Source organism: Planctomycetota bacterium, from assembly GCA_016125255.1.
GTDB lineage: Bacteria > Planctomycetota > Phycisphaerae > Phycisphaerales > Zrk34 > RI-421.
Genome location: WGMD01000001.1, coordinates 151,797 through 173,657, shown reverse-complemented (window position 1 = coordinate 173,657; position 21,861 = coordinate 151,797). Strand labels below are relative to the sequence as shown.

Below are 21,861 nucleotides of genomic sequence, written 5' to 3'. Positions count from 1 at the left end.
CAGGTGGGTCTGGTTCCGCGGGAATTGGTGCTGGGGATGTACGCACATGAAAGATTTCGTTGCCGACAATGTCGAATCGGGATCGCTTGATCGTTCCGTCAAGGGGCGCATGGAGCGATGGTTGATCCGGCGGCTGCTCAAGGCGGCGGGCAATCCGCCGATCGCGATTGTCCTGCCCAACGGCGCGGCGATTGGGCCGGAGGACACGACGCCGGTCGCGCGGATCATGCTGCGCGATCGCGGGGCGATGTTGAAGCTTCTGTACGATCCGACGTATCAGTTCTGCGAGCTTTATTCGCACGGGCGCCTCGACGTTGACGGCGATCTGACGGAGTTGCTTTGCGCGATTTCGCGCGCGATCGGGTCGACGGACTGGAGCCGGCTCGGCAAGAAGCGCATCGCGGCGATTCGCCACTGGCTTTCGCGCAACAGTCTGGCCGGCTCGCGCCGCCACATTCATCATCACTACGACATCGGCAACGACTTCTACAAGCTCTGGCTCGATGAGCGGATGCTTTACACCTGCGCCTACTACGCCCACCCGGGCATGTCGGTCGAAGCGGCGCAGATCGCGAAGATGGACCATGTCTGCCGCAAGCTGCAACTGCATCCGGGCGACGAAGTGATCGAAGCGGGGTGCGGTTGGGGCGGATTGGCGATGCACATGGCCGAGCACTACGGCGTGAAGGTTCGGGCGTTGAACATCTCGCGCGAACAGGTGCGCTTCGCCCGCGAAAAAGCCGAGAAGCGCGGGCTTTCGGATCGTGTGACCTTCGTCGAAGACGACTGGCGGAACATCGAGGGTCGATGCGACGCCTTCGTCTCCGTGGGCATGCTCGAACACGTCGGCATCGACAACTACCGCCAGCTCGGCGAGGTGATTGACGGGTGCCTCAAGCCCAACGGTCGCGGGCTGATTCATACGATCGGCCGCAACTACGCCGCCCCGCTGGATGCATGGATCACCAAGCGGATATTTCCGGGGGCGTGTCCGCCGTCGCTCAAGCAGATGATGTCGATTTTCGAGCCGCGGGATTTTTCGGTGCTGGACGTCGAGAATCTGCGGCTGCATTACGCGCGGACGCTGCGGCACTGGCACGAGCGGTATGAACAGCATGTCGAGACGGTGCGGGGGATGTATGACGAGACGTTCGTGCGGATGTGGCGGCTGTATCTATGCGGGTCGATTGCGGCTTTCGCCGTGGGCGACTTGCAGCTATTTCAGGTGGTGTTCGCCCGCGGGCGGGACAATCACGTGCCGATGACGCGCGAGCATCTATACAAGCCGAGCGGGAAGTGATCCATGACCGATTGCGATGTATTGATCGTGGGCGGCGGGCCGGCGGGTTCGAGCTGCGCGAGGCATCTGGTGAAGGCGGGGCTGCGTGTCATCGTGATGGACAAGAAGACTTTTCCGCGCGACAAGGTTTGCGCGGGGTGGGTTACGCCGCAGGTGATGCGCACGCTGGACATGGACCTGGCGGACTACACCTCGGGCGGCGCTCGCGTGCTTGAGCCCATCACCGCTTTCCGCACCGGCCTCATCGGCGGCAAACTCGTGCACACCACGTACGACGAACCCGTCAGCTACGGCATCCGCCGCTGCGAGTTCGACACGTATCTGTTGACGCGTTGCGGAGCGAATCTGCACTTGGGCGAGTCGGTGACGAGCATCGAGCGCGACGGCGACACATGGGCCGTCAACGGCGAAGTGCGGGCGAAGCTGCTCATCGGGGCCGGCGGACACGGCTGCCCGGTGGCGCGCAGACTCGGCGCGCGATCGAATCCGGCGAGCACGGTCATCGCGGCGCAGGAAATCGAATTCCCGATGACGGCGGAGCATCATGCGGCGTGCGAGATCGAAGCGAGCACGCCGGAGCTGTATTTCTGCGAGGATCTGGCGGGATACGGCTGGTGCTTCCGCAAGGGCGATTACCTGAACATCGGCCTCGGCCGCGCGGACGCCAAGTCGATGCCGACGCACATGGAAGCTTTCGTCCGATTCCTCCGCGACACCGGGCGCATCGGCTTCGACATGCCCGGCCGATTTCACGGGCACGCCTATCAGCTCTACGAGCGACACGTGCCCAAGCTCGTCGACACCGGCGTCATGCTCATCGGCGACGCCGTCGGCCTGGCGTATCCGCAGAGCGGCGAGGGCATCCGTCCCGCCGTCGAGTCGGGCATCATCGCCGCACAGTGCGTCGCACAATTCGGCGTCGACGCGCCTGAAGCCCTCGATCAATACAGCAATCGCATGCTCGCCCGCTTCGGCAAGCCGCGCCGCGGCGACGCCTCGGCCTGGCTCCCTGCCAGCACGCTGCGCAGTCTCGCCCAGACGCTCATGGGCACGCGCTGGTTCAACAAGCGCATCGTCATCGAACGCTGGTTCCTGCATCAGCAGCAACCGGCGCTCGTGGCTTCCGCTTGATCATGTCCGAACGCGCGACCATTTGAGTCGCGGTGGTTGAAATCGAATCAGGCAAGCGGCACGGGTTTGACGTGCTTGCAGACCGCGGGATGGTTGGCGAGTTCGGCGACGGCGATGTGGTTGAGGTCCGCCTCGTGTGATTCGATGCGGCCGGACAGGCCGTTGGTCCAGGTCTGCCGGAGCACGCCCAGCAGGCGCGGCGGGGCGAAGAGCGTCAATTGTTCGATGTGATGCATATGCACCTGCTGCCGCAGCCAATCCGTCAACGTCCGCGCATAACGCCGCATCATCTCTTCGGTCTCGTGTCCGCGCGAAGCGTACGAATGTCCGTCCTTGCCCGCCAGCGGCGAGGGGCGATTGTGCTGGTGTGGCTCTTCGTGATTCTCGATGGCGTTTCGCTCGTCCATATGCCGCCGCCCGCCGTGCACCAACGAATACTCAAGCAGTCGGGCTCCGTTCGCATCGGCGGCGACAACCCAGCGATGACCGTTCTTCGTCATGGCGTCTTGCTCCTTGGATGCAATGAGAGAGGTGATTCACAACGTCTCATTTTACCAGCCGCATCGGGCGACGGTGCAAAAAATCCCGGATTCGCAGTGCTGATCAATCCGCCGGCGCATCCTCCGCTTCGAGCGGGCGGAAAACGGCCATCGAGGCCGTGTAACCATGCAGGAAATTCGTCTGTCCGATCGGCCCGATCTCGCCGGCGGCGAAGAAACCGGCCATCGGCACCTCGCCCATCGCCTCACGGATGATTTTCGATTCGGTGTTCGGCTGATCAAACAGATGCGAGCCGCGCCCGTTGCATGTGCACAGCAGGACGCCCGCCGCCGGTCCGTGCAAGAGCTGCGTCTGAAGCAGCAGGCGCAGATCCTCCTCAGCCGTGCGCCGGTCGCGCACATGGAACTGAATCGTCTGTCCGACGCGGACGAAGTCGCTGACGGCGATGAAGCCCGCATCGCGGTCGGCGCCGATGATGTTGCGGATCAGAAAATCGCCGCGCCCGAAGCGGTCCTTGTACTCGTTGATGACGCGGCCGACGAAGACGCCGTGCCGCAACAGGTCGCGGTCCGAATCGTCGGCGGTGTCGGCGGTGGACTGGATCACTTGAAGCGTCGGCCGGCGACCGATCTCCTGAATCAGATTCTTGTGCGCCTTGGTGATGATCCACGGCTCGCCGATCGGGCGGCAGCCCTGACTGACGATCGTGTCGACATGCACCGGCCCGGTGATCGCCACGCCGACGGCGCCTTCCGTGAACACCTGCTCGTTGAGGATCAGCCGGTTCTCGCCCGCCGCGTTGCCACCGCTGGCGATCCCGCCGATCATCGGCACGCCCGGCATCGCGCCGTTGACCGCCGGCATGAATCGCACCAGCGGCGTCGAGAACGGATCGGCGAACAGCAGCAGCGCCCGCACCGGCTCCGACTCGTCATGCTCCACGCCGACGAGCGCCTCCCGCAACGCCTGCGGGTCCGATTTCACATCCGGCCAATCGAAATTCTGATGCGAGAAGGCGTGCAGCTTCGCCCCGCCCAGCCGCCCGGCGAGAATCGACAAGCCCGATCGCGTCTCCAGTTCGTAGCCCGACCCGATGACGCCCGCCGCCGTCGCCCCCAGCGTCACGCGCGGCTTGAGTCGCCTGGCGATCTGCTGAGCGACATAGGGCATCGCCTTGCGATGATGCGGCGTGGCGAACACGATGACCATATCCGCCGTGCCCCCGCCGAGTGCTTCAACAACCGCGCTCAGCGCTTCGTCAACCGCCTCGATCGTCTCCTCCTCATCGCTGATTGCGGAGGCGAACATGAACTGTGGGTCGAAGTTGACCATCGCTCATCATGATATCCGATGGGCGATGATGAGACGTTCGATGTTGATCACGCATTCCCCGGCCAGCCGTCGAAGACGAATCGTCCGTCACGGCCGATCGTTTCGCCGTCGACTTTGATTTCGCCGCCCTGGCGCAGGTCGACGACCATGTCCCAGTGCAGGCCCGACTCGTTGGTGTTGCCCGATTCGGGGTAGCCGGCTCCGACGGCCATGTGGAACGTTCCGCCGATTTTTTCGTCGAAGAGCGTGTTCTTCGTGTAACGCGTGATCTGATAATTGGTGCCGATCGCGACTTCGCCCAGGTAGCGCGCCCCGGCGTCCTGATCGAGCATCTCGTGGAGGAACTTCTCGTTCTTGGACGCGCGGGCGTCGACGACTTTGCCCTTCTCGAAGATGAACTCGATATCGTGCACTTCGCGCCCCATGTGCACGGCCGGGAAGCTGTACTTGACGCGACCATTGACCCCGCCGTCCGCCGCCTTGAGATTCGGCCCGGTGAAGACTTCGCCGTCCGGGAAGTTCTCCTTGCCCGCGCAGTTGATCCACGTCATGCCTTCGACATCGACGTGAATGTCCGTCCCATTGGCGGCGGTGAAGTGCAGATGCTTCTTGCCGGTCAGATAATCGACGACGCGCTGCTGCCGCTCCTCGACTTCGCGCCACGCCGCCACCGGGTCCGGCAGATGCAAAAGCCCCGCCTTGAACACGAAGTCTTCATATTCGCGCAGACTCATCTCGGCGTCCTGCGCGCTGGCATCGGTCGGATACTGCGTGCCGACCCATCGCAGCTCGCCCTTGGCCGCGCGGTCCATGAAGATAGACCATAGCCCCTTGCGGGCGCTGGACGCCATGCCTTGCTTGCGCGGGTCCGCATTGGTCATCGCTTTCGTGTTGGACTCCGCCCACAGTCCGATGCTCACATCGATCGTCTTGACCTCTTCGATATGCAGCGGCGAGACATACTTGAGCTGCGCCTCGCCGGCGTGCTCATAGAAGTATTCGCTGAACACATGCGGATTGATGCGCGGCAACACATGCGCCCCCGCCTTGATGAGCCGCTCGTAGATCGCCTCCAGCAGCGGCATCGCCACGGGATCACCCGTCAGCCGCACCACATCGCCGGCCTTGACCCGCGTGGAATACTCGATCAAAACCGCCGCAAGCTTGTCTACGCGCGCATCACGCATGAATGGCACTCCGTATAAAGGAATTCAGAACCTCATGCTAACGCCATACTGGCGGATTCGCCACGGCTTCGCCGCCCCTTGCCGGATTCGCCAATGGGTCTGCGATTATGATGATTCGATTCCCGGAGGCCTCACATGATCAAGCTCGAACACATCACGCAACACTATGGCGTCCGCCCCGTCCTGCGCGATCTGAGTTTAACCGTCGAGCGCGGCGAACTTGTCGCGCTGATGGGACCCAACGGCATGGGCAAGAGCACGACGCTCGCCGTCATGGCCGGCGTCCTCTGGCCGCAGAAGGGGCGCGTGGTCATCGACGGTCGCGTCCGCCGCGCCTGCGTCGATGACGAGCTGGCGATCCGTCGCAGCGTCGTCTATCTGCCCGATCATCCCTGGCTTCCCGCTAACCGCACCGGCCGGGAGTTTCTCGTCAGCGTCGGCAAGCTCTATGGGATCGAAGACGAAGCGCTGATGGATCACGTCGACCGCCTGCTCAAGCTCTTTCACCTCGACGGTAACGGCGACGCGCCCATCCGTAGCTACTCCAACGGGCAAAAGAAGAAGCTCGCCATCGCCGGGGCGCTCGTCACCGAAGCGCCGGTTCTGCTGCTCGACGAACCGTTCACTGGTGGGCTCGATCCATCAGGCATCCTCGCCCTCCGCCGCGTACTTCAACAGCTTGCACAGAATGGTCACGTCACCATCGTCATGGCGACCCAACTCCCGGAGATCGCCGAAGCGCTGGCGAGCCGCGTCGCGGTGCTGCGCGACGGACACCTGCTCGCATATGACACGATTGACCGGCTGCGGCAGTCGCCGGGTGAAACGCTGGCGAATGTGCTGGAGCGGCTCATCCATCCGCAGACGCTTCAGAACATTGATGCCTACTTTCGGAGGCCCATGTCATGAAGCGTCTCTTGTCATCATTTCGCTTGGTCCTTCCGCCCACGAACTGGATTGTGCTGGCGGCGATCATCTACATACTCATTCCCTGGGGGCTGCGCGTTTTTGCTCTGATCGTTCAGCACGCGGTTGACATTCCGAGGCCGGACACGATGGACCTTGATTCGCTCGATGCCGTCAGGAAAGCTCAAATATGCTTTCTTCTGGCGTGTTGCGCGATCTATGGTCTTTATCGTGCTGTCAATCCGCATCCGCTATTTCAATCGAGTTACAACGCATATCTTGCGCTCACGCCTTGGCGCTTCGGCGCGCCGCTGCCTTCCGGGCCGGTCACGCTCGCATGGCCGGACACGATATTTCTCGCCGCACTGACAGCGCTCGTTGTGATGTGCCATCCGGAACTGCCGCCCGCTTGGATTATGCTCGTTTTCACATTTCCGTTTTTGGCGACGATGGCCATCTCATTCTTCATTCTAGGGCACAAAGTCTGGGGTTACCTGGTGCTTGCGTCGCTGACGCTTTACCCGCTGCTCTGGGAACGGTCCGTCATGTTGCTGGCGGCGATGGCGCTGGTGCATGTCGGCGCGTGGATGGGTATCCGCCGCACGATGTGGGACTACCCATGGGATTTGCAGGAACTCCGCGAGTTGGGCCGTCAATTTCGCAAGGTGACTGAAATCTCTGCACGGCGAGCCGACTACCTTGGTTGGCCGCTTCAATTTCTCTCGTTGCGCGACCCATCGCCCGTGATCTCCTATTTCGATGGCGTGTGTATCAGTCTGCTCGTGGGGCTGTGGACCTATGCGGCGATGACGCTGGTGCGGAATCCGACGTGGTTCGATCCGCAGCCATGGCTGTTTTGTCTGTTTCTGAGCGGTGTCCCGCCGCTCATTCGAATCTTCGGATATTGCAGCCGGCTGCGCCCGCCGATCAGTCTGATGGGACGGCTTCTGACCGGTCGGTGGCTCATACCGAAATATGACATCGCCGTGCTGGTGCCGATGGCGATCGGGGGAGCGACACTGGCGCTGGCGACGATTGCCTCGATACGGCAGTGGCCTGTCGCGTGGACCTTGCCGCTACTGGTGACTTTTATGCTGCTTTTGATCATCAACGTCGGCCCAACGTTCGCGCGATGGCAACTGACAGGCGCAGTTCGAATCGTGCCCAAGGGACTGGAAAGAAGCGAATTTGTGGAGTTGTAGTGTGTCAAGCGCGCCTGGCGTTTCCCGGCGGCTTTGCAGAAGACGTCCTCACGCGATTGCATCGCTCATCGCTTCGGGGAAGGTCACGATGAGCCAGGTTGTTGGCTCGGTGAAGTGGACGTGCGGGTGGTCCATTTCGGCGGGGAGGAGGAGCGTCTGGCCGCGGTCGAAGGGGACGGACTCGGCGGCGGCGCTGGCGCCCGTGATGCGGCCGGAGCCGGTGAGGATCATCCAGATTGCGGGCTGATGATTCATCACGAGCGGGTGATCGGTGCGCGCGGGGATGTGGGCTTTTTCGATGCGGAAATGTTCGCAGCGGACGAGGGTTTCGAGCGTCGTCGTGCCGCGCTGGATGAGCGTATCGGGCTCGAAGCGCGCGGTGTGCGCCGGGCCGAAGGTGATGCACTGAAGCGCCGGTTCGGTGTGCAGTTCACGTCCGGTGCGGCCCCAGTCGTAAACGCGGAAGGTCGTGTCGCTGGGCGTCTGCACTTCGGCGACGACGATGCCGGCGCCGAGGGCGTGACACGTTCCGGTCGGCAGATAATGACAATCGCCGATGCGCGCGGGCACATGGATCAGCAGCTTCTCGACGGAGCCGTCGGCGATGGCGCGGCGGAACTGGTCGGCACTGACGCCGTCGCGCACGCCCTTGTAGATGACGGCGCCGGGCTTGGCGTCGAGGATGTACCACGCTTCGCACTTCAGATGCGCCTCGGGGTGACACGCCGCGTAGGCCTCGCTGGGATGGACCTGCACGGAAAGATTCTGCCGGGCGTCGAGATATTTGACGAGCAGGGGGAAGTCGCCGTCGTCGGTCGGACGGACGGACCCGAGCAGGCGGGGGCCGAATTGCTGGATGAGGTCATGCAGCGATCGCCCGGCGAGGGGGCCGTGGGCGACGCGGGATCGCATGGCCCCGCCGCCGGCCCCGCTGGTGCTCGTCCCAGGCAGGTCGGCGATTTCCCATGATTCACCAATGCCCTCGGCCGCGCTCCCCGGCAGCGACCGCCCCAGGGCCGTCAACGACCGCCCGCCCCAGACCTTGGGCAGATAAATCGGTTCGAACTTCAGCGGATACAACGTCATGCCGATCATCTACCTTACCCGCCCGGCCCCCCGAGGCAAGCCGCCGCGCTCGCTTGCCTTGAGCGACCGGCTGCGTAAAATACTCCCCTCAGCCACGCGGGTGTAGCTCAGTGGTAGAGCGTCACGTTGCCAACGTGAATGTCGTGGGTTCAAATCCCATCACCCGCTTTTTCCCTTCCGATGGCCAGCAGCGGACAGCCGCGGCCAAGCGTGGACAACACTCCCCCAACCAACGCCCAACACGCACGTTGCGGCGAAACGCCAAGCGGATTCGTCGTGGTTATGTTTGCCCTGTGGCGGACAGCCGTGGCCTACACCGGACTGAGTTCCGGCACCAAGACGGTCACCGAGCGTGAATGAGAGCACCGAGAAGGTCACCGGCACCGACGATGCAGAAGCTGGCCGTCCACACGTTGCGGCCTGCTTGTCGGGTCAATAAACTGCGCCCTCGATGGCCGGTTCCGAGTTACAATTTACGAAGAAAGACCTGCGGCAGATCACGGATGGCCGCTCATGGGAGCGCGGCGTCGGCTATTTTGATGATGAACGGGTGGAGATTCTGCTGGTCGATGACGGCGTGATACACGCCCGAGTGGCCGGCACGGATGATTACCGAGTTCAACTCTGGATCGAAGACGGCGAGATCGATGGCGAGTGTTCCTGTCCGATGGGTGACGATGGCGTGTTCTGCAAACACTGTGTAGCGACGGGGCTGGCGTTTCTGGCCGGGGAGACTGAACATGTGGAATCGACCGGCTCGACGAAGGCTCGGAAACGCTCGCGCCGCAGGGCGAAGACGCAGGACAAATCCATCACGCCGGATGATGTTCGCGCCTTTTTGACGCGGCAGGACAAGAGTCATCTCGTCGAGATCATCATGGAACGCCTTCCATGGGACGACGAATTGCGGCAGAAGCTGTTTCTCCGCGCAGCCCGCGGTGGGAAAAGCGGGCTGAACATTTCCGCTTATCGCAAGGCGATCACCGACGCCACGCACATCGGGGGTCGAGGGTTTGTGGAATATCGCGCGGCGTGGGACTTTGTGCGCCGCATTGACGCCGCCGTCGATTCGATCCAGGAACTGCTGGATGAGGGGCACGCTTCGGAAGTGATCGAACTGACCGAGCATGCAATCGCCCGCTGCGAGAATGCACTGAATAGCATGGACGACTCCAGCGGCAACATGGGCGGCGTCCTGGAGCGGTTGTGTGAGATTCATCACGCTGCATGTCTGTCTGCCAAGCCCGATCCGAAGGAGTTGGCCCGGCGCTTGTTTCGTTGGGAGATTCAAACGTCGTACGACACGTTCTATGGCGCCGCCGAGACGTATGCCGATGTGCTGGGCAAGAAGGGGCTGACCGAATATCGCCGACTGTCCCAATCCGAGTGGGACAAGTTGCCGCCGCTGGCGCCTGGTCAGGATCGACACAGTTACGACCACAACCGTTATCGGCTGACCTCCATCATGGAGTCGTTGGCAAGAGCATCGGGCGATGTGGAGCAACTCGTGGCGGTCATGAGCAAAGATCTGTCTTCGGCCTACCGATACCTTCAGATTGCGAAGGTGTATCAACAGGACGGTCAGCGGGATGCGGCTTTGAAGTGGGCCGAGCGCGGGCTCAAAGAATCCATCGGGCGATCGGATGAGCGGCTGGAGGATTTCGTCGCCGATGAATATCACCGGCGGCGGCGTCACGACGAAGCGATGGCGCTGATATGGGGTCAGTTTGAGCGTTCGCCAAGCTTGCACACATACATGCATCTCAAGAAGCACGCCGACCAGGCCAGGCAGTGGTCAAATCGGCGGCAAAAGGCGCTGGAACTCGTCCATCAGCGCATCGGCGAAGCCCAGCACCGTCCGCGCTCGCAAGACCGGTGGGCGTATCACCGTCCGATGGACCATTCGCTGCTCGTGGAGATTTATCTCTGGGAGAAGGACGCGGAGTCCGCGTGGCAGGAGGCGCAGGTCGGCGGGTGCTTAAATGCGCTGTGGATGACGCTGGCAAAACATCGCGAGAAGGACCATCCGGCCGATGCGCTGGCGATCTATCAAAAGCAGATCGACCCCCTGGTCAATCAGATGGGCAACGACGCCTACCGCGAAGCAACCCGCCTGATACGCGCGATCGGTCAACTCATGATCCGACTCGATCAGCAGGATCAGTTCGCCGCCTATCTGGCCGAGGTTCGCGTCGCTCACAAACGCAAACGCAACTTCATGAAGATGCTGGACCGGCTGGATTGATGTGTTTGGCGTAAGGTCATTCCCACGGGATGGCGTTGACCTCGCACCAGTCGACGGCGAACCGGCGGTATTGTTCATCGCGATATGCAAACCAATTTGTTTCCACGCCCAGCCGACATGCCGCATCCTTGAATCGACGAAACGCCCCGCCGCCGCGACAGGCGTTGGACAGTTGATGCCGGATCGCCTCGTCGTCGAGGGTTTGTGCGAAGTCGGCCATCATCTGCCATTCATGCACGTCAAATTGATTCGGCAGAGGCAGAAAGCGCTCGCCGTCTTCATCAGCCTCGATGAGTCGGGCCATCTCGACAATGGGGCGCTGCCAGTCGGGCAGGTCCGCCAAGTCTTCGTCATGATTCAAGGCCCACTGCGTATCGTCGTCGATGTATTCGACACGGCCGGTGCGCAGATCAAGATAAGCCTGACACTCGTCATGGCTCATCTCGATGCCTTCGATAATGTTTTCGAGTTTGACTTGCGGTCGTTCCATGTCGCGTCCCATCGATATCGACTGGTTCATTCCATGGCGTAGATCGCGCGTAATCCATCGATGACTTGTTCGAGCGAACGGGACTTCAGCCCCAGGGCCTTGAGGTTCACTGCTTCAGCCGCTATTCGATCAAGGAAGGTTCGCATATCTTCGGCGATTGGCGACGGCGGGTTGGGCCTCGCATCAGGATCAATGACTTGGAACAGGCGGAAGACATCATTCTTGTGTTTCTTGATGGCTTTGCTGTCGATGTTGTCCCCTGTCGCGGCGCGGGCGCTCAGATCGAGCCATGCCTTGGCCTTCAGCGGCACGAGATATTCGGGGCCAACGATCGGCACTCCCTCCACCTCTCGCTTGCCTGCATGAATCCAGCCGTAGTAAGCCTTGTCCAGCAGAATGGCTGACAAACTGGACACCTCGTCGTCTATCGGAATTGGCGTCAGATGACTGTCGTCGGCGATCGACAGCGCTTCGGGCACACGCGAGAACAACTCGAGCATGGCGGGATATTCGTGATTGGCTGGCTTCTGGAATCGGTAGAACCGTTTCTCGCCCGTGGCGGTTTCCTGAAGCTGGTATTTCCCTGCCCGGACAAACGCCCAGAATGCCTCGGCAAATGCCGTGTCGAGCGCCTCGATGCAAAGGACGATGTCCAGATCTTTGGTGGCGCGGAACTGAAGGCCGACATCACCCATGATCAGGTCGCACGCCGTGCCGCCGATCAGCACATATCGATCGGCGAAATCGCGGAAGTGGTCGCGGAACAGATCGAGGCCCTTCACCATGGCATATCCCCCACCATTGCTTCGAGTGCAGCCTCGACACGTTCATCGTCGGTTTGTCGTAGTGACAGGTAAAGAGATAGCCGATCCACCAGACCGTTCGCTGCGAAAAGCGTCGGCGGGTAGATCCAGACCTCCACATGTAGCGCACCGGGCTCGTCGGCGCCGGCTTCAGCCAGCGCATCGCGCTGCTGGAGCGACCGCCAGTCATCGCGGCTCAGAGCAATCACCATGTTCTTGGGTTCCGCAAGTATCGAGTAGTGGGCTAGTGCCGTCAGGCCGGCACGGGGACCGGGCAGTTCCCGCTGTTGCTTGGGCCTTACCCACTGACGGCTTTGGACAGGATCGCGCAGATGCGGCTGCGCGTTCTGCCATACAGTGGGTTTGGGATCAGTAAAGTGCAACCGCCGTTCACGCCCCTCTGGATAAGATTCGGCCAATTCAGCCGCTTCCAATTCGTCCAGGGCACGGCTGACTGTCATGGCCGAATATCCGAGTCGGGGCGCCAACTCTGTAGGACCAAAGTCCTTATTGTCGTTCAGCAGCATATGAATCAGGACCGCTTGGGTTGAAGGCCGGAGTCGGGGCCGATCGGCTTGAAGCTTACGGTAGTATTCGCGAAGGTCGATCCCCAGCGTGGGCAGGTACATCTGGTTGCCGGGCACAATGAATGGCACCTTCTGCTCGATCAGCCGCTTACGGTTGTAGGCGGTGATACGTGGCCGCACGTAGATCACGGCTGCCCCCCAACGGCTGTGGACCTGATCGACGTGTTTTCGCACCGTCGCCGGAGGCTCCTCGCGGTCGTGCCGGTCGATCATGAGAAGACACGGCGCGTCAAGAAGTTGCGCCTCGTAGAAATCGTACCGATCCTGTAGAAACGGGGGCAGGCGACCGCCGACAGTCCACGGGGCGGGTGCGATGACGAGCCCGAGGGTCTCGTCCAGATATCGTGCCAGTTGATTCAGTGGGTCTGCCATGACAATAACTCTTTTTCTGCACTATAACATCGACAATGTTACTGTGCAATATTTAGGTTATTGTGGTGGACTGACCGATTGCGAATGCTTGGGAGCCACAAGAGGTTTGGTGCGAAATGATCGGGCGGATTCGCCGTGGCTGACCTGCCGACTGGCTGCCGCCCCGAATGCGGGCAGGGCGTTGACCGCCCCGGCGACATCGAGGAGGGTCGGATCGGTATAGTGGACCATGGTCAGTTCCAAGCGGCTGTGGCGCATGGCGGCCATGGCGGTGCGCGGGTGGACCCCGGAGGCGGAGAGGTGGGTGCCGAAGGTGTGACGCAGGGCGTGGATGTCGACGACTCGACCGCGATCGTCGGTCTTCGGAATGCCCGCGGCCTGGCAGTCGGCGTCGAAGATGCGGATGGCGGGCGGGTTGATGAAGAGTTTTTCGTCGTAGCGTGCGCCGGGGCGGTCGGCCAGATACCACCGCACTGCATCGACCACATCAGCCCGCAGCGGAATGTTCGCGCCATGTCCGCTCTTGGCGTCCGCGGCATCGAGGTCGAGATACGGCGCGGGCACGGCGTTCAACTGCAACTGGCCGACGGTCAGACTGGCCAGTTCGCCGCGGCGCAGGCCGGTGGACACGGCCATCAGGTAGAACAATGCTCGCTCGCGACCCAACGCTTCGAGCTTGGTGCGGCGACGCCACTGATCGGCGAGGCGACCAAGCCCCTCGGCGTAGCACCGATCGAAGTTGGCTGCCGTCAATGGTTCCCTCGTCCATGAACTGCGGCCACATTTTGCCTCGTCAGACAAAGGGACGGGTTTGCGTCCGACCTCGGCGATCGGTCGGCGACGCGCCGCATCCAGCAGCCGGGCGACCTCGTCCGCGGTCAGCGCCCGACGTACGTGTCGGCGATCCGACGATCGATCCGCCTTGCCGATGCCGGCGACGGGGTTACGGGCCAGGCGTTCGGTCTTGAACGCCCAGTTGCACAACGCCGACAGGGAGATCAGGTATTCGTTGCGTGTGGACGCCGCCAGGTTGTTCGCCTCAGCCTCGTCGAGCCAGCGTTCCGTGCGTTCACGTGTGATGTCGCGCAGACGATTCCACCGACAGTCGGCGACGAGCCGTTCGAGCCGGCCCCGGAGGTTGGCGCGGTACATCGCCGAGACCTTGCGACCACGGATACGTTTGCGGGACAGATGCTGGAGGTAGTCGTCGACGTGTTTGCTCAGTGAACGCTCGGCGTGCGTGGCGATCTGCTTTTCCTGCGACGTGATGATGCCGGTCTGAACTTTTTCCACATCGGCCAGCACATCGGCGAGTTTCTTCTGCGCGGCCTGTTTGTCCCGGCAGCCCGTCGAGCCGCGACGCATGATGCCCTCGGCGTCGCGGTAGCGCATGTACCAGCAATCGGACACGAACTCGATGCGCCCATCGTCGAGCACCTCGGCGGTGCGGACCTGGTTCTTCGCGTTCGTCCACCGGGCGAAACGGCGGCCATTGCGAACCGCCACCTCGGCGCCCGGCGGCATCGGGATCGGGTACTTCTTTTTGTAGATCGTGGCCATGGATGGTTCCTCTTCCGGGGCCTGTCTGGGCCATCCGGTCCCACACAGTCAGGGGCATTTTCGAACATAAATCAAGGGCTTTTTCGACGGATTCAGCCCCGCGACCGGGATGGACAACCTTCGGTAAGCCACCATTCAATCTGGGGCCGGTGCCAGCGCAACATGCCGCCGAGGCGAAGCGGTCGCGGGATCGCGCCGCGATCGACCATTCGATAGACAGTTTTTGTTGAACAGGCGAGCATGGCCGCCACGTCAGCGGCGGTGAGCATCACAGCGGGACCGGATGGAATGTGAGACTTGCGTGAGAAATCGGGACGTTCACAAATCGGGATCATGGGTGCGAATCCTTTCGCAAAAGGGATGCGGGGCAGGCGGAGGGTTTTCGACGGTTTGGCCACGTTGGGCTGTGTCGCTGACGGCGTAAAACGTGAGGCGTGGGGCGTCCACATCCGGGGGCGGGGGTGACAGGGGCCAACGTCGGGCCACGGGGCGGTACTCACGAGACATCGTTGTCTTCGGCGCCCGACGCGGTATCCGACGGCCACTCGATCGGCAGGAACACGAGGGCGTCCAAGTCCAATGGCGGATCGGACTCATCGGCGGGTTCCGCGTCGGCCATCCAATCTTCCGCGACCCGGCGCCCCGCTGGCGTGAGGCGCAGGTGTGTGGTGCGCCGCCTACCCCGGCTGCCGTGGAGATTGCAGCGTTCGATCAGACCCATGTCCTCGAGGCGGATATATTCGCGGTGGAACAGAACGCGCTCGCTGTTGGTCGGTTCGCGCCCCAGCCAGCCGAGCAGGTCGATGGGCACCAGCCCGGCTCGCGCCGCCGCAAGTCTCAGTCGGCAGCGCCCGCGCTGCTGGCGGGGCAGGTCGTCGAACTGGCCGACATCCAGGTTGGCGATGCGCTGCTCGTCATCGAACACGCCGATCAGAACAACGCGCTGCCGGTTATTAACAATCATGGTGTTTTTCCCTGTTAATAAAGAAACTCTCATGTGGGTCGCGATGGTTCCCGCCGCCATCTTGGCAGTTCATGGCCCGGAAGGAACCATGCCTTGTGCCAACGCAGACCCACGTAGTCCATCGTTGTCCACCGCTGTCCATCGGTGTCCTTTCAAGTCCCGGTGGCAGTCGCACGCACCGCATCTGCCGATACAGCGGTTGCAATGGCGCGGTTGATTCATGTGCCGAACTCACCGCTGTCGATGTGCGACGACACCGAGTCGTTGTCAGCGCGATCGCCCGGTTGTGGCGGCGCGAGTCGGTCTGGTTCACACGGCGTGTATTCACCACACCAGTCGCAGGCCAGCACCTTGGGCCATTCACCGAAGTGGCGGAACTCGTCACCGTGTCGATCGGTGATCATCGGGCCCAGGGCCGGACACTGGCGACGGCATTCGCCCTCGGCGTAGGGATCGAGGGGCGCATCGGGATCGATGCGCCCATACGGCTCGAAGTGTCGGCAATCGACGCAAATCATCCGCTTCATACGGCATCATCCTTTCAGAAAGAGGAATGGACTGTTTTCGGGGTTTCTGGGATTTCCGGGGCTTCCGGGGAGGGTGTCACGCAGTGGCACGCGTGCCATCCCATTGTGCGCTACCTGCGTTCTCCTTATTTCTCTCTATGTTTTTTGATAGTGCATTTCATTTATGCTTTTCTGTACTCCCGCGCGTTAAAAGTGCCGATCATCGCGTGCCACTGCGTGACACCTCCGGAAGCTGCTGTGAATCAAACACCTACAAGGTTGCCATCGCGTGACACATCGCGTGACGGTCGCGTGCCACTGCGTGACACCCCCGCCCCCGGAATCGTCGGCTCCGAAGCCAAGGCGATGCCTTCGATGAGACGGATGCGGTTGCCATATTCGCGGGCCTGCCGCGTCGTGATGCCCGGCACGGCGGCGCGCAGATCACGACCGAAAGTCTGCGCGGTGCCCGGATGGTCGCGGCCGAGCTCGATGCAGAATTGCTTCCACGCCTCGTACAACCGCCCGGCTTCCACGCACTGTCCCGGCGCCACGATGCAGTATTCCCGCACGAACACACCCACCGGCGAGGCGAGGTCTTCGAGTTCTCGAACCGCCTCGCGCACACTTTCCGGCTGCACAAAGTGCCCACGATCGCGCAGACGCAACCATCCCTGCATCGCCCACAGCAGAATGCCGGGCAGTTCAGTCAGCAGTTTGTCCGCCAATTGCATGTCCTCGCGGCCGTAGAAACTGCGCGTCAGACGCAAAGTCAGGAAGCGTCCGGCCAGAGCCGCCGAGGCGTCGGTCAGGCGCGGCAGCTCGTTGGTGAAGAAGACAAAGCGTGTGGGCAATGTCATCGTCACCGAGGGCATGTGCTTGCGATCGATGGTCAGTGAATCTTCACCGCTGATGCACAGCAGACGCTCGAGGACGATGAGGATGCTTTCGCCGTGGAATCGGGCGTCGGAGACGATGGCCAAGGACTTACCGATCAGTGGCTGAAGGCCGAACGTGCCGGCCAGCGAGGTGGTGGTGGGTCCGCAGACGTTGGCCGGTCCCACCAGTTGGCTGAGCACACGACCGATCGTGCCCTTGCCCGAGCGGCGCGGGCCGACGATCAACAGCATCTTCTGCTGGCGCGTGTCCAGCGTCAGGCAATACCCAAACCACTCCTGCAGCAGGTCGATGCTCTGCGAATCATCCGGCCACAGTTGATCGAGAAAGCTCAGCCAGCGCGCAGGCGCTGGGGCGTGAGCGTCGTAGTCGAAGTCCAGCGCGTTGGTGGTGAACAGCGCCGGCGTGGCGGGCACGATGCGTCGGCTCGGAATGTGCAGACTCATGGTTCGGCACGGCAGCAATTCACGCGGATCAGGTTGTTCGTCGTGCCCGATCAACCACACCGGCGGCGTAAGCGTTGAGTCGAGGTGCGTGTAATGACGAATCGATTCGAGTGCCTGGTGGGTCGTGGTCGGATTCGATTCGAAGGGCACCAATTCCATCTGCCGCGTCGATTTGTTGTAGATGTAGCGCAGGGCATCATGAAGCCAGGGCTGAAGTCGATGCTTGAGCGCGGCGTCCTCGATGGCGACATAGCGATTGCCTTGCCACGCCATGACGAGGCCCGCGTAGGTGCGCAGCGTGGCGGCGTCGGGATGGTCATGGAATTCGCGGAGATAGGCCCGAGCCGTGGGCAAAGTGCGGCGAGGTGAAAGTACCAGCTTGCCCGTGATCGGGTCGCGCTGGCCCAGGCGAATCAGTCCATCCTCGTCGCACTCGAAGGCGGCGCCGCGTTGCACGCGATGTTCCGCGTCACGCAAGCGTTTGAGGATGTCCGTGTCCGACCAGGGCCGTGGGAACGGGCGCTGTTGCGAGTAGACCCGGATGCAGTGGAGAGCATCGTTGTCGGATAGATCGTGTTCAACGCATCTGCACGCGGCGGCGAAGAGGCGGGCTGAGCCGTCGTGGTGGTCGATGATCCCCATCGTCAGCATCGCGCCGAGTGCGGCGTCGAAACGATGTTCGTCTGGCGGCCGCAATGGCTCAACCGGCGTATCGACGCGACCGACTGAATCCACCGCCGCCACTCTCTTCCGGGGGTTCCGGGGGCGGGGGGGAGCGGGTTTTTCACCGAGTTCGATCTTTACCATATCAGCCAAGCGCTGTACGGCGTCGAGCAACTCATCGGGATCGACCACGGCGGGCTCGGCGATTGGCCCTTCGCTGCGGTCCCACTCGATGGACTCACCCGATTCATGCACGCTGGGCGGAAATACGGTTTGCAACCCCGTGGAGCGCAGCTCGACGATCATGCCTGCAGACTTGCTGCGGTGCTTTTTCGTGGCGACCGGTGACGTGACGACGTACAGCCGATGCGAACGCGGCTTGTTCGCGCGGCCGAACACGGCGCCGGTCGGCGGCAGATAGTCATCGGCCAGTTCCACCGCGCGCCGATGATCCAGGTCGATGTCGATCAACCAGCCCGACGGCTCGCCCATCAGCACGCCGACGTTGCATCGACCGCTGAAGTGCTCGGGCAGGTCGGCCTCGTCCAGTCGCCATTGTTGCCAGCCCCTGGCCGTGATCTTCTTCGAACGGTATGGAATCGGCACCACGCGCCAATCGCGCCGTGTGTAGCCGATCGCGGCGTCCAAGGTCGCGCCATGGTTGATCGAGTGGTTTGCCGACGTATGCGGCTTCTCGGCGGTCGCTGCAGGCATCAGGCACTCCGTTTGGTTTTGGGACAACCGGCGTCGACCCAATGTTCAATCACCGTTGTGGGCCAGCGGACCAGCGCTCCCAGCCGCACCGGGGGCGGCATGTGGCCGGACTCGTGTAGGCGATAGATCGTTTTCGTTGAGCAGTTCAGAAACCGTGCCATGTCGCGCACCGTCAGCAACGCGGATTCTGCGCAGGTGTCGCGCGAGCCACGCTCACGGAGCATAGTGGTGGCATGATCATCAGGCGGGTCGGTGGTGGTAATCGCTTCCATGCGCAGAGCTCCCTGTGGACAGTGTCAACCTCGTGAGCACGTCGATCAGACAGCGTGGAAAAACATGCTGTCCCTCCCTTAGCTATATTTGCCGCGAACGGTTTTTTCGTCCCGCTCGAAATAGCAGCAGAAGTCCGAGATGAACGCGCAAGGACAGCACGCCTGGCATCAAGGTGCTTCTATGTGGAGAAATCGCCGCCGGGCAGTGTCGTCACGCCTGCGAAAATATTTTGTCGAAGGGAGGGTGAACCGTTACGAACTACGCGAACAGTTTGTCGAGTTGGTCGCGCGTGAGGGTCTGAGGGTCGGCGGGGAACTGGCCCAGTTTGTGGTATTTGCGATACCACGCGAGCATGGCATTGAGCTCGTGGACCGAGATGCCCTGCTTACGGGCGAACAACCTTTTCGACTCGCGCTGGCGCTGCGGCTTGCCCTTATTCTGCCGCTGGACCTCCGCCCAGGCCTGCACCGTGCTCAGATATCGCCAGGCGTGATGGGGATGCATGCGCTGAGGGCCGCGCGTGCCGCGCTCGGCGCTCGGGGTGTCAGCGGTATCGGCGGAAGACTGCTTCGCCGCGTCCAGTTTAGTGAACAACTGCTCCATCATCGCGGCCATCTGGGCCAGCGGGCCGCTCACCTCACTCATGTTGATCACTTCGACCTGAGCGGGCGGTTGCGGCTGCTGGCTCAGTTCGATCCGTTCGGCTCGGCCATAGCCGCGCACCATCAACCCATAGAACACCACCGTGCGCTTCTGCACGAAATCGAGCACTCGCTTGGCGTGCCCCTCAGTAAGGTCTTGCTGAGCCTGTACGCCTTCAGATGTCAGTCGCCACTGGTGCGGTTGGGTCTGCTCGCAGAAGAAACGTGGCTTATCCCCGGGCCCCGTCGTGGAGTTCTCTTTGTAGAAATCCGCCCACAGTTCGCATGCTTGCCGCAACACCGGCTCCATCGCCTCGACCAGGCCGTACTCCCCAGTGGCCGTGGCAGTCACATCCAGCCGAATCGGATGGCCGATCAACGACAGGCGAACCGTAAATCGCCGTTCGACCAACGCCGCACCCGTCAGCCGTTGCAACGTCCTCTCTTCCACAGCCGTCAGTGTATTCACCTCCAGGGGCGTCCAACACGACGGTGCTTCGGATAGCAACTTCAGGATCGCATCATCTTCGGGGCCAATGGTCGTCTGTACTTGCATGCGATTGTCATGGCATGGGAGTGATTGAATAGAGGTCAGTGCAATGCGGTGATCACACAATAGCAGGGAGCCTGCGAGCGGTGGCGGTCAGGGACAAGTATCCCGGCGACATGTGTGCCGCCTACGTACCGAAAAATCTGACGATCTTCCACATAGCTTAATCTCCTTCCGCCACGTGGTTGCGGTCGCGCTCGAACTGCTGCAGGGCCCAGCTCCACGCCGCGACCGTACGCGGGAAACCCACCGTGTTCATACCGAGCATAATCGCCTGCTCGATCTCTTCGGGTGTCGCACCCGCCTGCGTAGCGCGGCGCACGTGCGACCGCATCGCCGACTCCAACCCGCCGCCGACGCAGATGCCGATCTTGATCAGAAATCGCGTCTTGGTGTCCAGTGGGCCCAGGTCGTCGACCGTCTTGCCGATCCGTTCATGGGCCGCGCCCAGTTCTGGAAATCGCAGTACGAACTGCTTGAATGTCTTGGGCAGCTTCCCGCCGTCTTCAGTCTGCGACATGTCAACCTCCGATCGTAGTCATCGTGACATAGCCCGTGCTCGGATGCTCGGAGCGCTTTTGAGCCAGCGATTCGATCAGCAGCCGATTCAGCCGATCGCTGTCGAACCGCGGACGCATCGCTGACATCAGCGACCCGGCCGGCCGGTCCATCAGGCACGGGTAGATTGATCCGTCGGCGGTGATGCGGATTCGACTGCAGGCGGCGCAGAAGTTGCAACTCATCGGCGTGATGAAACCAACCACGCCGATGACGCCGTTGTCCAGCGTGACTCCGAAGCGCCGCGCCGAATCCGAGCCCTGCTCCAGTGGCTCCCAGTGCTGAATGTGCGGCGACAGAACACACTTCATCTCCGACTCCGCGATGTAGCGATCGGTCCACTGATCGGCCAGTGGGCCCATCGGCATCAGCTCGATGAAGCGGATCTCCATGCCGCGCCCCACCGCGAATCTCATCAGCAGCTCGAGTTGGTCTTCGTTGGAGTGTTTCATCACAACGGTGTTCAGCTTGATCGGTCCCAGCCCTGCCGCTTGCGCCGCGTCCAACCCGTCAAGTACGCGCTGCAGCCCATCGACGCCGGTGATCTGACAGAACGTGTCGCGCTGCATTGCATCGAGACTAATGTTGACGCGCCCGAGCCCCGCGGCCGCATACGCATGGGCGCGCGCCGCCAACGAAAGTCCGTTGGTTGTCATCGCCAGGTCGTCGACGCCGTCGATGGACGCGATCCGCTCAATGATCTGCACCAGGTCACTGCGCGTCGTCGGATCACCGCCTGTCAACCGCACTTTTCTGATGCCGTGATGCGTCACCACGTGACGAACGAGCCGCTCGATTTCATCGACGGTCAGTTCGCCGCGTTGTCCGCAATGGCCGAGCCAACTTGGTCGACAGTACGCGCATCGCATCTGGCAGGCCTGAGTCAGCGACAGACGCAGATAACGAATTGAGCGGCCCTGTCGATCGTTCAGTTGCACGATGGGGCG

General features: G+C 62.1%; 21 protein-coding genes and 1 tRNA gene. 6 read left to right on the top strand and 16 right to left on the bottom strand.

Annotation, left to right across the window (positions count from 1 at the left end; genetic code table 11):
• The first annotated feature begins 46 nt into the window (after positions 1-46).
• Both GC162_00780 and GC162_00775 read left to right on the top strand, forming a co-directional pair.
• The gene (locus GC162_00780; GenBank protein ID MBI1367165.1) at positions 47-1,300 is read left to right on the top strand and encodes a methyltransferase domain-containing protein; all 1,254 of its coding nucleotides are present in this window, start codon (positions 47-49) and stop codon (positions 1,298-1,300) included.
• 3 nt (positions 1,301-1,303) lie between these two features.
• Positions 1,304-2,431 carry a geranylgeranyl reductase family protein gene (locus tag GC162_00775; protein MBI1367164.1) on the top strand — a complete coding sequence of 376 codons (1,128 nt, stop codon included), beginning with the start codon at positions 1,304-1,306 and terminating at the stop codon, positions 2,429-2,431.
• 47 nt (positions 2,432-2,478) lie between these two features.
• Here the strand turns inward: GC162_00775 and GC162_00770 are convergent, their stop codons facing one another.
• The 3 genes from GC162_00770 to GC162_00760 form a co-directional block, all read right to left on the bottom strand.
• On the bottom strand, positions 2,479-2,931 hold the full coding sequence (locus tag GC162_00770) for a hypothetical protein (GenBank protein ID MBI1367163.1): 453 nt from the start codon (positions 2,929-2,931) through the stop codon (positions 2,479-2,481).
• A gap of 103 nt (positions 2,932-3,034) precedes the next feature.
• Positions 3,035-4,264 (bottom strand): hypothetical protein, encoded by a 1,230-nt coding sequence (locus tag GC162_00765; protein ID MBI1367162.1) that lies wholly within the window; start codon positions 4,262-4,264, stop codon positions 3,035-3,037.
• A 47-nt stretch (positions 4,265-4,311) separates the two neighbouring features.
• Positions 4,312-5,451 (bottom strand): aminopeptidase, encoded by a 1,140-nt coding sequence (locus GC162_00760; GenBank protein ID MBI1367161.1) that lies wholly within the window; start codon positions 5,449-5,451, stop codon positions 4,312-4,314.
• Positions 5,452-5,586: 135 nt separating this feature from the next.
• On the opposite strand from GC162_00760, the gene GC162_00755 reads away from it, so the two are divergent.
• On the top strand, positions 5,587-6,360 hold the full coding sequence (locus GC162_00755; GenBank protein ID MBI1367160.1) for an ATP-binding cassette domain-containing protein: 774 nt from the start codon (positions 5,587-5,589) through the stop codon (positions 6,358-6,360).
• Positions 6,357-7,559 carry a hypothetical protein gene (locus GC162_00750; protein MBI1367159.1) on the top strand — a complete coding sequence of 401 codons (1,203 nt, stop codon included), beginning with the start codon at positions 6,357-6,359 and terminating at the stop codon, positions 7,557-7,559. The genes GC162_00755 and GC162_00750 overlap by 4 nt, the downstream gene beginning before the upstream one ends.
• A gap of 48 nt (positions 7,560-7,607) precedes the next feature.
• Here the strand turns inward: GC162_00750 and GC162_00745 are convergent, their stop codons facing one another.
• Positions 7,608-8,654, bottom strand: coding sequence for a class I mannose-6-phosphate isomerase (locus GC162_00745; protein MBI1367158.1), 1,047 nt, complete (start codon positions 8,652-8,654; stop codon positions 7,608-7,610).
• Positions 8,655-8,741: 87 nt separating this feature from the next.
• Here GC162_00745 and GC162_00740 point away from each other — a divergent pair.
• Positions 8,742-8,813: transfer RNA gene (locus GC162_00740), tRNA-Gly, on the top strand.
• A 283-nt stretch (positions 8,814-9,096) separates the two neighbouring features.
• Positions 9,097-10,890, top strand: coding sequence for a hypothetical protein (locus tag GC162_00735; protein ID MBI1367157.1), 1,794 nt, complete (start codon positions 9,097-9,099; stop codon positions 10,888-10,890).
• Between the two features lie 16 nt (positions 10,891-10,906).
• On the opposite strand, the gene GC162_00730 is transcribed toward GC162_00735, so the two are convergent.
• The 12 genes from GC162_00730 to moaA form a co-directional block, all read right to left on the bottom strand.
• Entirely contained in the window at positions 10,907-11,410 is a 504-nt protein-coding gene (locus GC162_00730; protein MBI1367156.1) for a hypothetical protein, read from the bottom strand.
• Positions 11,407-12,165, bottom strand: coding sequence for a hypothetical protein (locus GC162_00725; protein ID MBI1367155.1), 759 nt, complete (start codon positions 12,163-12,165; stop codon positions 11,407-11,409). Before GC162_00725 ends, GC162_00730 begins: the two co-directional genes overlap by 4 nt.
• On the bottom strand, positions 12,159-13,142 hold the full coding sequence (locus GC162_00720) for a hypothetical protein (protein ID MBI1367154.1): 984 nt from the start codon (positions 13,140-13,142) through the stop codon (positions 12,159-12,161). Before GC162_00720 ends, GC162_00725 begins: the two co-directional genes overlap by 7 nt.
• Before the next feature lie 57 nt (positions 13,143-13,199).
• On the bottom strand, positions 13,200-14,702 hold the full coding sequence (locus GC162_00715; protein ID MBI1367153.1) for a tyrosine-type recombinase/integrase: 1,503 nt from the start codon (positions 14,700-14,702) through the stop codon (positions 13,200-13,202).
• Between the two features lie 92 nt (positions 14,703-14,794).
• On the bottom strand, positions 14,795-15,151 hold the full coding sequence (locus GC162_00710) for a helix-turn-helix domain-containing protein (protein ID MBI1367152.1): 357 nt from the start codon (positions 15,149-15,151) through the stop codon (positions 14,795-14,797).
• A gap of 47 nt (positions 15,152-15,198) precedes the next feature.
• Positions 15,199-15,726 carry a hypothetical protein gene (locus tag GC162_00705; GenBank protein MBI1367151.1) on the bottom strand — a complete coding sequence of 176 codons (528 nt, stop codon included), beginning with the start codon at positions 15,724-15,726 and terminating at the stop codon, positions 15,199-15,201.
• A gap of 158 nt (positions 15,727-15,884) precedes the next feature.
• Positions 15,885-16,193, bottom strand: a complete 309-nt coding sequence (locus tag GC162_00700; GenBank protein MBI1367150.1) for a hypothetical protein — start codon at positions 16,191-16,193, stop codon at positions 15,885-15,887.
• A 242-nt stretch (positions 16,194-16,435) separates the two neighbouring features.
• On the bottom strand, positions 16,436-18,892 hold the full coding sequence (locus GC162_00695; GenBank protein ID MBI1367149.1) for a hypothetical protein: 2,457 nt from the start codon (positions 18,890-18,892) through the stop codon (positions 16,436-16,438).
• Positions 18,892-19,164, bottom strand: a complete 273-nt coding sequence (locus GC162_00690) for a helix-turn-helix domain-containing protein (protein ID MBI1367148.1) — start codon at positions 19,162-19,164, stop codon at positions 18,892-18,894. The genes GC162_00695 and GC162_00690 overlap by 1 nt, the downstream gene beginning before the upstream one ends.
• A gap of 259 nt (positions 19,165-19,423) precedes the next feature.
• On the bottom strand, positions 19,424-20,362 hold the full coding sequence (locus tag GC162_00685; GenBank protein MBI1367147.1) for a hypothetical protein: 939 nt from the start codon (positions 20,360-20,362) through the stop codon (positions 19,424-19,426).
• 157 nt (positions 20,363-20,519) lie between these two features.
• Positions 20,520-20,876, bottom strand: coding sequence for a carboxymuconolactone decarboxylase family protein (locus GC162_00680; GenBank protein MBI1367146.1), 357 nt, complete (start codon positions 20,874-20,876; stop codon positions 20,520-20,522).
• Between the two features lies 1 nt (position 20,877).
• Positions 20,878-21,855, bottom strand: a complete 978-nt coding sequence (moaA, locus tag GC162_00675; GenBank protein MBI1367145.1) for a GTP 3',8-cyclase MoaA — start codon at positions 21,853-21,855, stop codon at positions 20,878-20,880.
• Positions 21,856-21,861: the final 6 nt, after the last annotated feature.

Excerpts from the sequence above, each read along its gene's own strand:
- GC162_00780 (MBI1367165.1), top strand. The coding sequence starts at position 47 with ATGAAAGATTTCGTTGCCGACAATGTCGAATCGGGATCGCTTGATCGT.
- GC162_00775 (MBI1367164.1), top strand. The coding sequence starts at position 1,304 with ATGACCGATTGCGATGTATTGATCGTGGGCGGCGGGCCGGCGGGTTCG.
- GC162_00770 (MBI1367163.1), bottom strand. The coding sequence starts at position 2,931 with ATGACGAAGAACGGTCATCGCTGGGTTGTCGCCGCCGATGCGAACGGA.
- GC162_00765 (MBI1367162.1), bottom strand. The coding sequence starts at position 4,264 with ATGGTCAACTTCGACCCACAGTTCATGTTCGCCTCCGCAATCAGCGAT.
- GC162_00760 (MBI1367161.1), bottom strand. The coding sequence starts at position 5,451 with ATGCGTGATGCGCGCGTAGACAAGCTTGCGGCGGTTTTGATCGAGTAT.
- GC162_00755 (MBI1367160.1), top strand. The coding sequence starts at position 5,587 with ATGATCAAGCTCGAACACATCACGCAACACTATGGCGTCCGCCCCGTC.
- GC162_00750 (MBI1367159.1), top strand. The coding sequence starts at position 6,357 with ATGAAGCGTCTCTTGTCATCATTTCGCTTGGTCCTTCCGCCCACGAAC.
- GC162_00745 (MBI1367158.1), bottom strand. The coding sequence starts at position 8,654 with ATGATCGGCATGACGTTGTATCCGCTGAAGTTCGAACCGATTTATCTG.
- GC162_00735 (MBI1367157.1), top strand. The coding sequence starts at position 9,097 with ATGGCCGGTTCCGAGTTACAATTTACGAAGAAAGACCTGCGGCAGATC.
- GC162_00730 (MBI1367156.1), bottom strand. The coding sequence starts at position 11,410 with ATGAACCAGTCGATATCGATGGGACGCGACATGGAACGACCGCAAGTC.
- GC162_00725 (MBI1367155.1), bottom strand. The coding sequence starts at position 12,165 with ATGGTGAAGGGCCTCGATCTGTTCCGCGACCACTTCCGCGATTTCGCC.
- GC162_00720 (MBI1367154.1), bottom strand. The coding sequence starts at position 13,142 with ATGGCAGACCCACTGAATCAACTGGCACGATATCTGGACGAGACCCTC.
- GC162_00715 (MBI1367153.1), bottom strand. The coding sequence starts at position 14,702 with ATGGCCACGATCTACAAAAAGAAGTACCCGATCCCGATGCCGCCGGGC.
- GC162_00710 (MBI1367152.1), bottom strand. The coding sequence starts at position 15,151 with ATGTGGACGCCCCACGCCTCACGTTTTACGCCGTCAGCGACACAGCCC.
- GC162_00705 (MBI1367151.1), bottom strand. The coding sequence starts at position 15,726 with ATGGCGGCGGGAACCATCGCGACCCACATGAGAGTTTCTTTATTAACA.
- GC162_00700 (MBI1367150.1), bottom strand. The coding sequence starts at position 16,193 with ATGAAGCGGATGATTTGCGTCGATTGCCGACACTTCGAGCCGTATGGG.
- GC162_00695 (MBI1367149.1), bottom strand. The coding sequence starts at position 18,892 with ATGCCTGCAGCGACCGCCGAGAAGCCGCATACGTCGGCAAACCACTCG.
- GC162_00690 (MBI1367148.1), bottom strand. The coding sequence starts at position 19,164 with ATGGAAGCGATTACCACCACCGACCCGCCTGATGATCATGCCACCACT.
- GC162_00685 (MBI1367147.1), bottom strand. The coding sequence starts at position 20,362 with ATGCAAGTACAGACGACCATTGGCCCCGAAGATGATGCGATCCTGAAG.
- GC162_00680 (MBI1367146.1), bottom strand. The coding sequence starts at position 20,876 with ATGTCGCAGACTGAAGACGGCGGGAAGCTGCCCAAGACATTCAAGCAG.